General features: G+C 38.7%; 14 protein-coding genes. 2 read left to right on the forward strand and 12 right to left on the reverse strand.

Features of this window, described 5'->3' with window-relative positions; genetic code table 11:
- Positions 1 to 12: 12 nt before the first annotated feature.
- The 8 genes from RDV53_RS01825 to pyrH form a co-directional block, all read right to left on the reverse strand.
- A complete protein-coding gene (locus tag RDV53_RS01825) occupies positions 13 to 621 on the reverse strand; it encodes an OmpH/Skp family outer membrane protein (RefSeq protein ID WP_005696778.1) in 609 nt (202 codons plus the stop codon).
- A 103-nt stretch (positions 622 to 724) separates the two neighbouring features.
- Positions 725 to 3,112 carry an outer membrane protein assembly factor BamA gene (bamA, locus tag RDV53_RS01830; protein WP_005696779.1) on the reverse strand — a complete coding sequence of 796 codons (2,388 nt, stop codon included), beginning with the start codon at positions 3,110 to 3,112 and terminating at the stop codon, positions 725 to 727.
- A gap of 26 nt (positions 3,113 to 3,138) precedes the next feature.
- Positions 3,139 to 4,470 carry a sigma E protease regulator RseP gene (rseP, locus tag RDV53_RS01835; protein ID WP_005696780.1) on the reverse strand — a complete coding sequence of 444 codons (1,332 nt, stop codon included), beginning with the start codon at positions 4,468 to 4,470 and terminating at the stop codon, positions 3,139 to 3,141.
- A gap of 9 nt (positions 4,471 to 4,479) precedes the next feature.
- On the reverse strand, positions 4,480 to 5,346 hold the full coding sequence (locus tag RDV53_RS01840) for a phosphatidate cytidylyltransferase (RefSeq protein ID WP_005696781.1): 867 nt from the start codon (positions 5,344 to 5,346) through the stop codon (positions 4,480 to 4,482).
- A gap of 11 nt (positions 5,347 to 5,357) precedes the next feature.
- Positions 5,358 to 6,077, reverse strand: coding sequence for a polyprenyl diphosphate synthase (gene uppS, locus RDV53_RS01845; RefSeq protein ID WP_005696782.1), 720 nt, complete (start codon positions 6,075 to 6,077; stop codon positions 5,358 to 5,360).
- Between the two features lie 40 nt (positions 6,078 to 6,117).
- The gene (ispC, locus tag RDV53_RS01850) at positions 6,118 to 7,317 is read right to left on the reverse strand and encodes a 1-deoxy-D-xylulose-5-phosphate reductoisomerase (protein ID WP_005696783.1); all 1,200 of its coding nucleotides are present in this window, start codon (positions 7,315 to 7,317) and stop codon (positions 6,118 to 6,120) included.
- A gap of 88 nt (positions 7,318 to 7,405) precedes the next feature.
- Entirely contained in the window at positions 7,406 to 7,963 is a 558-nt protein-coding gene (gene frr, locus RDV53_RS01855; RefSeq protein WP_005696784.1) for a ribosome recycling factor, read from the reverse strand.
- 124 nt (positions 7,964 to 8,087) lie between these two features.
- Entirely contained in the window at positions 8,088 to 8,801 is a 714-nt protein-coding gene (gene pyrH / locus RDV53_RS01860) for a UMP kinase (protein WP_005696785.1), read from the reverse strand.
- A gap of 125 nt (positions 8,802 to 8,926) precedes the next feature.
- Between pyrH and RDV53_RS01865 the strand changes: the two genes are divergently transcribed.
- Positions 8,927 to 10,486: a phosphoethanolamine transferase gene (locus RDV53_RS01865; protein ID WP_005696787.1), complete on the forward strand. Its 1,560-nt coding sequence runs from the start codon at positions 8,927 to 8,929 to the stop codon at positions 10,484 to 10,486.
- 72 nt (positions 10,487 to 10,558) lie between these two features.
- On the opposite strand, the gene tsf is transcribed toward RDV53_RS01865, so the two are convergent.
- The 4 genes from tsf to mtr all read right to left on the reverse strand — a co-directional run bounded on the left by tsf (position 10,559) and on the right by mtr (position 14,531).
- A complete protein-coding gene (tsf, locus tag RDV53_RS01870) occupies positions 10,559 to 11,410 on the reverse strand; it encodes a translation elongation factor Ts (RefSeq protein ID WP_005696788.1) in 852 nt (283 codons plus the stop codon).
- Positions 11,411 to 11,543: 133 nt separating this feature from the next.
- Positions 11,544 to 12,266: a 30S ribosomal protein S2 gene (gene rpsB / locus RDV53_RS01875; protein WP_005698638.1), complete on the reverse strand. Its 723-nt coding sequence runs from the start codon at positions 12,264 to 12,266 to the stop codon at positions 11,544 to 11,546.
- Positions 12,267 to 12,435: 169 nt separating this feature from the next.
- The gene (locus RDV53_RS01880; RefSeq protein WP_005696789.1) at positions 12,436 to 13,209 is read right to left on the reverse strand and encodes a class I SAM-dependent methyltransferase; all 774 of its coding nucleotides are present in this window, start codon (positions 13,207 to 13,209) and stop codon (positions 12,436 to 12,438) included.
- A gap of 65 nt (positions 13,210 to 13,274) precedes the next feature.
- The gene (gene mtr / locus RDV53_RS01885; RefSeq protein ID WP_005696790.1) at positions 13,275 to 14,531 is read right to left on the reverse strand and encodes a tryptophan permease; all 1,257 of its coding nucleotides are present in this window, start codon (positions 14,529 to 14,531) and stop codon (positions 13,275 to 13,277) included.
- A 121-nt stretch (positions 14,532 to 14,652) separates the two neighbouring features.
- Here mtr and RDV53_RS01890 point away from each other — a divergent pair, with 121 nt between their 5' ends.
- Complete coding sequence (locus tag RDV53_RS01890) at positions 14,653 to 15,432, forward strand: M48 family metallopeptidase (RefSeq protein ID WP_005696791.1); 780 nt, start codon at positions 14,653 to 14,655, stop codon at positions 15,430 to 15,432.
- Positions 15,433 to 15,536: the final 104 nt, after the last annotated feature.

Raw genomic sequence — 15,536 nt, forward strand, 5'->3', positions numbered from 1 at the left:
TATGAAAACCTATTATTTTTTCTCTTCAGTTTTTGCTGGCGCTGCTTTTTCAGTTGCTGGAATAGATTTTAATACTTCTTCAGTAATATCTTTACCATCTACTGCAAATACTACAGAGTTAGCATCTAAAACATAAGTATAACCTTTTGCTTTTGCTAAGTTATTAGTTGCAACTTGAATGCTTTCTAATAATTTACCACGCTCTTCAGTTTGACGTTTTTCGTTTAATTCTTGGAACTCTGCTACTTTTTTATCTTGCTCTTCCATTAATTTATTCAATGCCGCTTCTTCATCTGAACCAAATTTAGTGATTTCTTCTTGGCGTTTTTGGATTTCAGCTTGACGTAAACGTGGCGCATCCTTTTGCAAAGCTGCTATTTTCTCTTCCACTTTTTTACGAGATGCCACAATTTTAGCATCAATTTCTTTCTTACTTGCAGCAAGTTTATCTGCCATTGGCTTAAATTCTGCATCTAATTTGTTTGCTACAGCTTGGCGATCCGGATGATTCTGGAATAAATAACCCGCATTAATAAATGCGATATTTTCGTCCGCAGCTGCTAAACCTGATGCAAGAGCAAGACCTAAAGAAAGTGCGGTCATTTTTACTACATTTTTCATATTTAAATTTCCTTAAATTAGTTTAGTAAATTTTTCTGTGTCAGCTAACATACTGACACAGAACGAAGATTTTGACTTAGATTAGATGTAAAAGTTCAACTTATTAGAAAGACCCACCGATACTAAATTGAAATTGTTCTACATCATCATTTTCATATTTTTTGATTGGTTTAGCATAAGAGAAAACTAACGGTCCTATCGGAGATTGCCATTGGAAACCAATACCCGCTGAAGCTCGAATGCGGCTAGCTTTACTATAATCAGGTAAGTTAACTAAAACACTAGACGGTAACCCTTCTTTATCCGATTTCCATTTTGTGTTCCAAACACTTGCAGCATCAACAAACAGTGAAGTTCTTACATTATTCTGACTTTTATCTGATACAAAAGGAGTTGGAACAATTAATTCTACGCTTGCGGTAGCCATTGCATTACCGCCAATCACATCAGTGTTTGGTATCCAACCTTCTTTACCGTTACGATCTTTTTGCCAATATATTGCATTAGGCCCTACTGCCCCATATGCAAAACCACGCAATGAACCAATACCACCCGCAGTATAGAGCTGATAAAACGGTACTCTTTTACCGCTTAAACCATTCGCATAAGCGGCAGTAGCTTTACCAGATAATACCCAACGATGATCTCGATCTAATGGGTAGAAACCTTGAAGATCAGCACTTAATTTATAATATTTATTATCAGATCCTGGAATGGTGACACGGCCACCTAAACTTGCTTTCACACCTTTAGTTGGGAAATAGCCACGGTTTAGGCTGTTGTAATTCCAACCAAATGAGAAATCAAAATCATTAGTTTTAACAGAATTACCAAGCAAATCCATTGATTTCATATACAAAGTACGATTATATTCATACGCAAAATTACTGATTTTGTTATAAGTATAGCCTACACCTATATAATATGAGTTATTTTCATTTACAGGAAAGCCTAATGTAATATTGCCACCATAAGTAGTACGTTTATAATTTGAAGCTGTATCACTTTTTGAATTATCGTAAGTTTCATAGAATACGTTTCCACCTAAACTTACGCCATCTTTTGTAAAGTATGGTTCTGTATAGCCTAAGTTTATGCTAGTACCATAGTCATTACGTGTACCACCTAGACTTACCGCCGCACCTGTTCCTAAGAAGTTATCTTGTTTCACACTTGCTTGATAGCTGATACCACTTTCTGTACCGTAACCAATACCAAAGTTAATGCTACCGGTATTACGTTCTCTTACTTTATATACGACATCGACTTCATCATTAGAACCTTGAATTGGTTCAACACGATTTTCTACGCTCTCAAAGAAACCTGTTCTATCTAAACGCACTTTACCTAACTCAACTAATTGTGAGTTATACCAAGTTCCTTCTTGCTGACGCATTTCTTGACGCAATGTACTATCTGCAGAAACAGTATTACCTTCAAAGCGAACTTGACGTACAGATAAACGACGTCCAGCATCAACCACAAAGGTTAATGCTAATGTTTTATTCGCATCATCAAAAGTTGGTACAGCATTAACCGTTGCACTACCGTAACCACGTTCACCTAATTTATCTTTAATTAAGCTTTCAACATTTTGCACATCCGCACGGCTGAACGTATCGTTTAAGTGAAGTTCACCTAATAATGGTTGCAATTCATCAGCCATACCACCTAAGTTACCGACAATACGAGCAGAACTTAAATTGTATTTTTCACCTTCATTTACATCAATAGTAACATCTGCTTTAGTATGTTCTTCATTTAACTGAACATCTGTTTTTGTCACTCTTGCTTTTGCATAACCATTATTATGATAGTAATCTTGGATAGCTTGAATATCTTTGTCAAACTGCGTTCCATCAAACTTATTACCCCAAAGTTTCCACCAAGCATCCGGTTGAAGCTCCATTTGTTCTTGTAATTTGCTGCTAGAAATCGCTTCATTTCCATTAAAAGTCACTGAACGAAGTTTTGCGGTATCATCTTCATCAATTTGAAGCGTAATTTCTGCACGGTTATTTGGTAAAGTTGTCACGATCGGATCAACTTTCGCATTATAACGGCCTACACTCTTATAATGTTCTCTTAAGGTTTTCGCAAACTCTTCTAATTTCGCACGATTTAACACATCACCACTTTTGAAACCATTTGCATCAAGATTTTGTTTTAATGCTTCTGTTGGAATAACGGAATTACCTTTAATATTCACTTCAGAAATGATTGGTTTCGCAATAACGCTCACAACTAATGCGTCGCCATCTTGGAAAGCTTTAACATCATCAAACTGTCCACTTACGAATAATGAACGTACAATATTGGCTACATCTTTATCCGTTACACGCTGACCGCTACGAACAGGAAGGCTTGCGAGAATTTGCTGTTCTAAGTCTCCTTGAGCGCCGTCAACACGAATGTCTTTTGCTACAAATGGTGCCGCAAATACACTCGTTGTAGTACCGAATAACAAACTTGCGATTAGAAGTTTTTTCATCGACTTTATCCTATAAAAAACAATAGTTATAAACGTAAGAAATCATTAAAAAGCACAAAAATTGTTTGAATTAACAAAATAGTGAGCCCTATACGATAACTTAAATTTTGTACCCGTTCTGAAACAGGTTTTCCTTTGATAGCTTCCGCCGCCAAAAATACGAGATGTCCACCATCTAAAACTGGCAACGGAAATAAATTCATTATGCCTAAATTAACACTGATTAACGCGAGAAAACTTAAGAAATAAATCACGCCAGCGTTAGAAGATGCACCTGCACCTTGGGCAATTGAAATTGGCCCAGCCAAACTGGAAAATGAAAGCTCTCCACTAAACAATTTCCCGATTGCCTTCACAATAAACCACGAAATTTGGCCTGTCTTTTCCACACCTTTTCTTAGGGCATCAAGAATACCATATTTTAATTCAGTTCGATACTGTTCGCCAACTTTTAAGAACGTCGGACTTAACCCTACAAACCATTTACCGTCTCGATTCTTTTCAGGTTGCAAGGTTTTGTCAAAAATTTCTTGATTACGTTCCACCTTGATTGTAAAAGGCTGACCTTGTTGTACCAATGCAACAAAAGCTTTCCAGTCAAGTGCGGTCGAATTTTCTGCTAAAATTTTATCGCCAATCAATAAGCCTGCTTTTTCTGCTGGAGAGCTCTCCACCACTTTTGATAGTGTCATCTCCACTTTACTTGAAACGGGATTGATCCCTAATGTTTCAAATGCTGTTTCTTTATCTGGTTTAAATGTCCAATTTTGCAGATTAATGATCCGTTGATACGGTTGGTCTTCACCAAAAGGTGTTAATGTGAGTTCAACAGAATCAGAACCTAACTTATCAGTGAGCAATAAATTAATGGTTTCCCAATCGGGTACATTCTTTCCATCAATTGCCAAAATCTGGCTATTCGGTTCAATTTGAGCCATCGCAGCGGGAGAATTTGGCGTGACATTTTCAATGACCGGTTTAACACTCGGAATCCCAACAGAATAAATCACCCAATATGCCAAAATCGCAAAAATAAAATTAGCAAGGGGACCTGCAGCAATCACAAAAGCACGTTGAGCTACCGATTTGCTTTCAAATGCCTGCGATTTTAACTCTACGGGAACTTCTTCATTTCGTCCATCAAGCATTTTGACATAACCGCCAAGTGGAATGGCTGAAATAGCAAATTCGGTGCCTAATTTATCTGTGCGCCGCCAAATCACTTTACCAAAGCCAATCGAAAAACGATGAATTTTAATACCGCACTTTCTTGCCGCCCAAAAGTGGCCGTATTCGTGTACGGCAACCAGCACGGCGATTGCAACAATAAATGAGCCAAGCGACCACAAAAATGACATGTTCTACCCTTATAACACAAAGAAATAGAAGTATGTGAAGAATGGTACTGCCGCCGTTAAGCTATCAATACGATCTAAAATACCGCCATGGCCTGGAATTAATTGACTACTGTCTTTGATGCCTGATTCACGTTTAAACATACTTTCGGCTAAGTCACCTAATACAGAGATAGCCACAGTTGCCACTGAAAGCACAACAAAACCACTCATTGCACGGCTACCTAATAAGGTTTCACCTGAAAAATGGATAAAGACAAATGCCAATACAGCTGCGGTGATCATGCCACCAAATACGCCTTGCCATGTTTTCCCCGGTGATACTTTTGGTGCAAGTTTGTGCTTACCAAAAGCACGTCCCGCAAAATAAGCACCTGAGTCAGCAGCCCATACTAATACAAATACGTAGAGCAATAAGAACAAACCATGATGTGGATCAGCCGTATAATTATCTAAACGTAAACGTAAGACGGCGGCAACAAAAGGAATCAACGTAGAAAACGCAAACAGGAGTTGTAAAGGAATATTTTTACCCCAAAACTTCGCCGAGCTTGGATAAGTCACCACTAACACTAATGCAAGTGCCCACCAACCGACTGAATTTAGCAATAAAAGCGGCAAGTAGTTTTCAAACACTCGACCTGCATCTAAATAATTACCTTCGTTGTAAAGCCAAAGGAAGATAAATGCACCTAAAAATGCTGCGATGCAAAGGCGTGCTAAAGGATTTTTAAAACGAGCAAATTGTGCCCACTCCCAAATACCAAGCGTCGCCACAAAGCCTAAGGCTAGGGCAAAATAAAATGGGGTAAATAAGAACAAGGCACATAATACCAAAGCAATCAATACAATGGCTGATAATACACGTTCTTTAAGCATAGGTTCTCCGCTTATTCTGTCCCGCCAAAACGGCGATGACGTTGTTGATAGCAGGCAATTGCCTGATTAAAATCTTTTTCACTAAAATCTGGCCAAAGCACATCTAAAAAACACAATTCCGCATATGCAATTTGCCAAAGCAAGAAATTACTAATGCGTTGCTCACCGCTTGTGCGAATTAGTAAATCGACTGGCGGTTCATCTTGTGTCACTAAATGTTGCTGGAAAAGTGATTCATTAATATCACTCACCGAAATCTCATTATTTTTTACTTTTTCAGCGAGTTGTTGAGTCGCTTGAACAATATCCCAACACCCACCGTAATTCGCCGCAATATTTAAAGTCAGTGCAGTATTATTTTCCGTTAAATTTTCTGCTTTTGCGATCTTCTCTTGCAATTTCTCACTAAAACGAGAAATATCACCGATGATCTTTAAACGAATATTATTTTTGTGTAATTTTTTAACTTCTAGATCAAGTGCTTGCATAAAGAGCGTCATCAATGCACTCACTTCTTGTTCCGGACGATTCCAGTTTTCACTGCTAAACGCATATAACGTCAAAAACTTAACGCCAGTTTGTCGTGCATAACTCACTGCACGGCGCACGGCCGCCACACCATTTGTATGACCAAAAATACGCAACTTATTTTGTTGTTTCGCCCAACGACCATTGCCATCCATAATAATGGCAACATGTTCGGGAATATTATTGTTATCAAGTTCTTTCATTCTAAAATATTCGAATTTTATGACCGCACTTTTACGTATTCTACATCAACTTTTTAATCAGCGAATCGGCTAATTCACGGGATTGATTATCTACAGCTAATACATCATCAATGCTTGAAATAATAGAAGATGGCATTTGTTCAACCGATGCTTGGTTAATTTTCGCAATATCCGTAAATTTAATATATCCATCTAAAAAGGCTTGTACTGCAATTTCGTTTGCTGCATTCATTGCGGTTGTCGCATACTGCCCTTCTGCAAAAGCATCAATCGCTAATTTTAAATTTGGATAACGATTAAAATCAGGTTCGATAAATGTCAATTCTTTGATTTTAAAGAAGTCTAATGGTTCCACTCCACTGACGGTACGATTTGGATAAGCCATGGTTTCCGCAATGGGCGTGCGCATATCCGGGTTACCCATTTGAGCAATGACCGATCCATCTACGTAACGCACCATCGAATGAATAATAGATTGAGGATGAATAATCACTTCCATTTCATCGGCCGATGCATTGAAGAGCCAACGTGCCTCAATGTACTCTAAACCTTTATTCATCATTGTGGCAGAATCCACGGAAATTTTTTTGCCCATTGACCAGTTTGGATGAGCAACGGCCTGTTCTGGCGTAATATGCTCAAACTCGCTTAACGGCGTATAACGGAAAGGCCCACCAGAACCCGTTAAGACAATTTTACTGACCCCTAATTCTTTCAAAGGACAAAATCCAATCTTTTCTTGTGCCTCAGGCGGTAAGGATTGAAAAATCGCGTTATGCTCACTATCAACAGGCAATAATTTTGCTTTTGACTGCTTCACTGCATCAATAAAAATTTGGCCACACGTCACCAAGGATTCTTTATTCGCAAGCAAGACTTTCTTACTCGCTTTTACTGCCGAAAGAGTCGGTAGTAATCCTGCTGCCCCAACAATGGCTGCCATAACTTGATCAGCATCTGGATGTGCTGCCAACTCGCAAATGGCTTTTTGTCCATCTAAGACTTCCGTTTTAATGTGGTGTGAGGATAATTTTTCTCGCAATACCTTTGCTGCATTTTCATCATCTAATGCAGCAAAGTTCGGTTGAAATTTCACGCATTGTTCAAACATTGTCTCAACATTTTTGCCTCCTACTAACGCAAAGGTATGGTATTTGTCGGGATTATGTTCAATAACAGAAAGGGTACTATGGCCAATAGAACCAGTTGAACCTAAAATAACAAGATTTTGTTTTTGCATAAAATTTCGACCGCACTTTGTGCTTTTATTTTTTATCAGAATAGAACAAGGGCAGACACTTGGTCTGCCCCAAAACATGGTTCGACAATTAGAAATCCATTAATTCTTTTTCTTTATCTGCTAAGATCTCATCCACTTTTTTGATATAGCTATCAGTCACTTTTTGAATGATTTCTTCTGCTTTGTGTTGATCATTTTCGCTGATTTCTTTGTCTTTTAATAATGCTTTGATTTTATCATTTGCATCACGACGTACGTTACGAATCGCAACTTTACCTTGCTCACCTTCGCTTTTTACGATTTTGATTAAATCACGACGGCGTTCTTCAGTTAATGGAGGAAGAGGCACGCGAATTGTTGTACCTGCTGAAGATGGGTTTAAACCTAAATCAGACGTTAAAATTGCTTTTTCTACTGCACTGATTAAAGAACGGTCAAATACTGTTACCGCTAAAGTACGTGCATCTTCTGCAACCACGTTAGCTAATTGACGAAGTGGTGTCGCTGCACCATAGTATTCCACTTGGATTGCGTCTAATAAGCTTGGTTGTGCACGTCCTGTACGGATTTTTGCAATATGCCCACGCAACGCTTCGAGGCTTTTTTCCATGCGAGCTTCAGCATCTTGTTTGATTTCATTAATCATTCATCTGTCCTTTTTAATAAATAAAGATAAAACACAGTGATTTTACTGGATTTTTAGGGAGTTTTGAATAAATTTATTCATAAAAAAGGCGAGATTGTCTCTCGCCATTTTATTCTTTAAAAAATTAACTAATCGTTGTACCTTCTTCTGTACCGAGTACCACTTTGCGTAACGCACCGGGTTTACACATATTAAACACACGAATTGGCATACCGTGGTCACGAGCTAGTGTGAATGCAGCTAAATCCATTACTTTTAATTCTTTATCAATCACTTCTGCATAAGATAATTTATGGTATAGCTTCGCATTAGGATTTTTTGCAGGGTCGCAATCATACACACCATCAACTTTGGTCGCTTTTAACACGATATCCGCTTCAATTTCGATACCACGTAAGCATGCGGCAGAATCTGTAGTAAAGAATGGGCTACCGGTACCGGCTGAGAAAATGACTACACGTTTTTCACGCAACATTTTAATCGCTTCAGACCAGTTATAGGTATCGCAAATACCATTTAATTGGAACGCAGACATTAATTTTGCATTCACATCTGCACGGTGAAGCGCATCACGCATTGCCAAGCCATTCATCACCGTTGCAAGCATTCCCATGTGGTCGCCCACCACGCGATTCATGCCGGCTTTAGCTAATTTTGCGCCACGGAATAAGTTACCACCGCCGAGTACAACACCAACTTCCACGCCCATTTCAATTAATTCTTTAATCTCTAACGCCATACGATCAAGGATTGAAGGATCGATACCGAAGCCCTCATCTCCTTGTAATGCTTCACCACTTAATTTCAATAAAATACGTTTGTAAATTGGTTGACTCATTTGTCTTTTCCTTTGTCGGTTACAAAATTTGGCTTATTCTAGCAAAAGAGCGAAAAAGTTAAAAATGGAAATTGGTCAGAAAAGTGCGATAAAATATCGTCGTTTTGATTTTATAGGTAAACTTTATGAAGATTTCAAAAACCTCACAAATTTTAACCGCACTTTTTTCTTTGGCTTGCGCCATTGTTGCCGGTTATTTAATTTTACGCGGCTCAGGAATGTTTCCAGAGCCATCTATTAGTCTGATTTTACTCGCGGCTATTTTCATTATTCTATTAAGTAGCAGCCGAAAATCTTTCTATTTTATTTTATTACCCTTAGTTTGCTTACACGCAATTTATACGCCGACAGGCTTAAATTTTGGTGCGCCAAGCTACCAATATATTGCATCGGTTCTCGCGACAGATATGTTAGAGACCAAAGAGTTTCTCATGCAAATCCCTATGAGCAGCTATTTAGCGGCATTAGCTATTCCAGTTTTAGTCTTTTTACATTACAAAAGTGCGGTCAAATTTGGGGTGAAATTTTATCGCAATAAAACATTCATTGCCCTCGCTACCCTGTTGATTGGCTACAACTTACCGATTGCTGCGCCATTAAAAGAAACGATAGATTCGAGTGTAGAAATTGTTAATGAATGGCAAAAATTGAAAAAAATGTCACAGGAAAGCAGCTGGGGACAATCCACATTAGAAAATTCTCAATACCAAGATTATGTAATTATTTTGGGTGAAAGTGCGCGAAAAGATTACTTGCATGCGTATGGATACCCCGTCAATGACACACCATTTATGTCATCTGCAAATGGTACACTGATTGATGGCATGACATCCGCTGGAACCAACACTGTCGCCTCATTACGCTTGATGCTAACTTTACCAGACAAAGAAAAGTGGGAGCCAAACTATGATTTAAGCTTAGTGGATCTCATTAAGTCTGCAGGTCTGAAAACCTACTGGCTTTCTAATCAAGGTTTCTTAGGTGAATACGACACGCCGGTCGCCTCACTTGCCTCAAAATCTGATGAAACCATTTTCTTGAAAAAAGGTGGAAGCTTTAATTCGACAAACTACAGCGATTTTGATTTAATCCCTAAATTTGCTCAAGTTTTAGAAGATCCAACGCAAGGTAAACGCTTTATTGTATTACACATTTATGGTTCACATCCGCTTGCTTGCGATCGCGTTGAAGATTACCCGAAAATTTTCAATGACAATGACATTGAGAAAAAGAACGAATACTTAAATTGCTATATTACATCCATTAAGAAAACCGATGATTTTATTAAGAAAGTGTATGAAACGCTCAAAGAAAACGAGCAAAAAACACACCGCACTTTCTCGATGATTTATTTTTCAGATCATGGTTTATGTCATCAAGAAGATGATAAACACGGTGTAACCTTGTTTAACCAAAACTGTCACAGCCAATTACATCATAATATTCCGCTCTTTAAGATTTCATCTGATGATACGGCACGTAAAGAATACAAAGCCTTTAAATCTGGTCTGAATTTCTTAGAAGGTATTGCTAATTGGATTGGAATTAAAAATCCGAAGCTGACATTAGAAGAAGATTTATTCTCTGAACAAGCTGACAAAGATGACTATGGACTGAAAAAACTGATTGAAGAAAAATATCGTAAAGATGCAGACCCTGCCATCGATATTCGTCCAAAGAAATAGAAAATCTCAAATTTCAGACAACAAAAAAGCCGATATTCAATATCGGCTTTTTTTATATCTCAATAGAGAAAATTAAGCGTTACCGCCAGTGATTTTTGCAACTTCAGCTGCGAAATCTTCTTCTTTTTTCTCAATACCTTCACCCACTTCTAAACGGATGAAGTTAGACACTGAAGTGTTTACTGATTTTAAGAAGTCACCTACAGATACTGAAGGATCCATTACGAATGGTTGACCTGTTAATGAAACTTCACCAGTGAATTTCTTCATACGGCCTTCAACCATTTTCTCTGCGATTTCTTTTGGTTTACCTGAGTTAACTGCGATATCAATTTGAATTTGACGCTCGTGTTCAACAACATCTGCAGATACATCTTCTGGGTTCACGAATTCTGGTTTAGATGCCGCTACGTGCATTGCCACTTTTTTAAGTTCATCTTCTGAACCTTCACCTGCCACTAATACACCGATTTTTGCACCGTGTAAGTATTGAGCAATAACTTGACCTTCTAAGTAAGCAACACGACGGATGTTCATGTTCTCACCGATTTTAGCCACTAATGCAGCACGTTTTTCTTCAAATTGTGCTTGTAATGCTTCGATAGTGGTGCCTTTGTGTGCTGCTGCGAAATCAGCTACTTCGTTTGCTAAACCTAAGAAGCCAGCATCTTTTGCTACGAAGTCAGTTTCACAGTTCATTTCAACTAATACACCGAAACCATTTTGTACACGAGCAAGGATAACACCTTCAGCTGCAACACGGCCTGCTTTTTTAGCAGCTTTAGCTTGACCAGATTTACGCATGTTGTCGATTGCTAACTCGATATCACCGTTTGCTTCAACTAATGCTTTTTTACATTCCATCATACCGGCACCGGTACGTTCACGAAGTTCTTTTACTAATGATGCTGTGATTTCAGCCATTTTAAAAATCCTCTGTCGAAAGTACGATTCATTTTGACCGTACTTTTAGATAAAAATATAGGGGCTAAATTTTAGCCCCTATGCCAATTAATCGTTTGATTATTAAGGGCTTCGCCTTATTGCAAAACTTAAATTATTCTGCGTCAGCTGCTAATTCTTCAGCAACTTGAGCTTCGTTACCACGACCTTCTTTAACCGCTGCTGCAGCTGCAGAAACGTAAAGTTGGATAGCACGAGTCGCATCATCGTTACCAGGGATAACGAAATCTACGCCAGCTGGAGTTGAGTTAGTATCAACGATAGCAAATACAGGAATACCTAGGTTGTTTGCTTCTTTAACAGCAATATGTTCATGGTCTGCACCGATAACGAATAACGCATCTGGTAAGCCGCCCATATCTTTGATACCGCCAAGGCTTAATTCAAGTTTTTCCATCTCACGGGTACGCATTAACGCTTCTTTTTTGGTTAATTTGTCAAAAGTACCGTCTTGAGATTGAGTTTCTAAATCTTTTAAACGTTTAATTGATTGACGAACGGTTTTCCAGTTAGTCAACATACCACCTAACCAACGGTGGTTTACATAATATTGTTGACAGTCTAATGCTGCAGCTTGTACTGCTTCTTGAGCCGCGCGTTTAGTACCAACGAATAATACTTTACCGTTGTTGCTAGCAATACGGGTTAATTCCGCTAAAGCTTCGTTGAATAAAGGTAAAGTTTTTTCTAAGTTGATGATATGAACACCGTTACGAGCACCAAAAATGAAAGGTTTCATTTGTGGATTCCAGTAACGAGTTTGGTGTCCGAAGTGTACGCCCGCGTTGATCATGTCGCGCATTGAAACTTGTGCCATAATATTTTCCTTTTGTTGGGGTTGAGCCTCCACATATCAGCTAATCGACCGTTTGGCACCCCGATTAAGCCTTAATGATATGTGTGTGTTGTTAATAATTAAAAACGCTGCTTTTGAAACCCAAAAACAGCGGTGCGATTTATACCATAAAGTGCGGTCAAAAACCAGTTTATTTTGTCAAATTTATTACTTTTCTTGCTTTAATAAACAATAAAGGGGGACGATGCCGCAAATCTTTAAATTCATCATGCCATTGTGGTTGCTCGGCTAACATAGGCTCGACCATTTGTTCAATTTGAAAACCTGCAGCAATTAAATCATTAATAATCGTTGCCATTGTGCGGTGATAGGTTTTAAAAGGTTGTTGAAACCAATTTCGCTCTCTCAATCCTTCATCACGGTAATGATTTAAACGATAAGCGACTTGCTGTTTTTTCTCATTTTTTTCCCAGCGCTCCCCTTCTTTATGGCAAGTTGTAATCGGATGCTCTTGGGAAAAAACTAGTACGCCATTAGGCTTAAGCTTGTTGGCAATCATAACCAATAAAGCAGGAAAATTCTCAATATAATGAAAAGCAAAAGAGCTGGTAATGACATCAAAATCACGTTCTGTCAATTCTGACAATTTTTCCATCGGTAGCTGATATAACAAAAAACGACCTGAAAACTGACCGCACTTTTTTAGCTCTTTTTCAGCTTGCTCGAGCATTTTAACTGAAAGATCTGTTCCCACTACACTCGCCGCATCGCGTTCTAAATAGAGTTGCAAATGTCCGCCCGTTCCACAACCTAGATCGAGTAATTTTTTCCCTTGTAAATCAGGTAATAGGGAAAGCATAGTTGGTTTTTCCACTATTTCATTAAGACTGATGGGATTAGATCGAAGTTTTTGATAAAGCTCAAAGAAGTTCTCTTTATCGTAAACACTCGTTTTGTTATTCATTTTGTTTCCTATGCAAAATCAAAAAGGGCGTATTTGATACGCCCCTGCTATATTAACGTGAAAACTTATCCTGCGAAACTTGCAAACCATCCTAAGTTTGCGCCTACTTGTGCCACAATATTTAACACACCGAATAAAATCACAAAGCCAATCATAAAATTACCACCATAGACTTTATAAGTCGCATTTGGGAATTTTTGACGACTTGCTCTAGCAAGCAGTGCTGGCACGATGGCTGCCCAAATGGTTGCGGCTAATCCGGCATAACCAATGGCAATCACAAAGCCATAAGGGAATTGTAAACTTAATAATAGCGGCGGTAAGAACGTCACCAATGTAGTTTTCGTTCTACCTAATACGCTGTCATCGAACTTGAATAAATCGGCAATATAGTCAAATAACCCTAATGTCACCCCTAAGAATGAAGTCGCAATAGCCATATAAGCAAAGAAATTCAATACAACGGCAATGTATTCTACTTCAATGTATTTGTGTAACGCTTCTAATAATGCTGATACATCGCCACCTTTTGCAATCACCGGAGCAAACTCTGTACGCGGTAAATTACCTTGCACCGCAAGCTGCCATAAAATGTAAATCACTAAGGCTAAACCTGTACCAATAAAGATCGATTTCATCACGCGACGACCATCACGATCGTAATATTTGACGAGGCTTGGTACATTTCCATGGAAACCAAAAGACACTAAGCAAACTGGAAGTGCTGTCAATAAATAAGGCAAATAGCTTTGTTCACCTTCCGCAATGGTATTAAATAACACCTCTGTTTTTACAGAGCTCAATAAACCGGCTGTAGAAAGGAAGAAAGCCACCACCATTCCAACGATCAAAATGGTTGTGAAACGATCCACTGCTTTAGTAGAAAGCCATACGAAAGCAGCAAGAATAAAACAGAAAATTAAAGAGCCCGAAGTACGTCCAATATCGACCGCACTTTCAGCGGAACCAAAGGCTTGATTGAGCAAGTTTTGTGTAATACCGCCGCCAGAGGTGATATAGGCATAGGTTAAAATATACAGTACGAAAGCAACGGAAAGACCATTGATAATATTCCAACCTTTTCCTAACAAATCTTTCACGATGGTGTCAAAGCTTGAGCCGGTAGGATAATGTAGGTTGGCTTCTAAGATCATCAAACCTGATGTGGTCATACAAAACCAGGTGTAAACCAAAGCCAGAATAGAGCCGATAAACCATACACCCGCCGTCGAGGTTGGGTTCGCGAGCATACCTGCACCAATTGCGGTACCCGCAATAATCATGGCGCCGCCTAATAAAGAAGGAGATTTTTTCATTGTCATCGTTAAGTCCTAAAATAAAAATTTGCACTATTATAGTAGTACAAATTTAAAAGACAATCTTTTTGTATCGACAAAACGCAATAAATTCATATAATCAGCCATCTCAACAAAAGGATAATTTATGAAAAAACAACTCAAAAGTTTTGCTTTTGCTGTATTAGCAGGGGCGGTTATCACGTCTTGTGCGGATTCTGCCTCAATCAATCAAGAAGCAGCAAGTAGCTATACCCAAGAAATGGGTAATATGCGTGCACATGGTGTAATTGATACTTCATCAAAAACTGCAAAACGTGTTCATGCAGTGTTTAATAAAATGGTGCCTTATGCAGACCAAGCGAATGAAACTGGACAACAATTTAACTGGCAAATTAATGTCATTAAGTCCAAAGAACTTAATGCTTGGGCTATGCCGGGCGGGAAAATGGCTTTCTATACAGGTTTAGTCGATACTTTACAACTAAACGATAATGAAATCGCCGTCGTTATGGGGCATGAAATGGCACACGCCTTAAAAGAGCACGGTAAAGCTAAAGCTAACTTCGGTACGATAAGCGCTATTGCAGGTGCAGTTGGTGGAACAGCATTATCTGCCGTAGTAGGGGCTGATATGACAGATTTAGTCACACTGACTAAAGACTTTGCGTTAGATAAACCTTACTCTCGTAGTGCAGAAACTGAAGCGGATGAAGTGGGGCTTATGTTAATGGCTCGTTCAGGTTACAATCCACAAGTCGCGCCGGGATTATGGCAAAAAATGGCTAAAGCCTCAGGTGGTTCTCAAGGCGTTCTTGACGTATTAGCTTCAACTCACCCAAGCGATGCTTCTCGTGAAGAAAACTTGAAACGCTTATTACCCGAAGCGATGGAACTTTATAAAGCCGCTAAAAATAAAAATGGCTAAATAAAACAGTCAAAAAATTGATCGCACTTTCATAAATAAAAAGCGAACATCATGTTCGCTTTTTTAATCTCTAAAAGAAAACCGCACTTGAAGAATCAACGTGC

It is taken from the genome of Haemophilus parainfluenzae ATCC 33392, assembly GCF_031191205.1.
Classification (GTDB): domain Bacteria; phylum Pseudomonadota; class Gammaproteobacteria; order Enterobacterales; family Pasteurellaceae; genus Haemophilus_D; species Haemophilus_D parainfluenzae.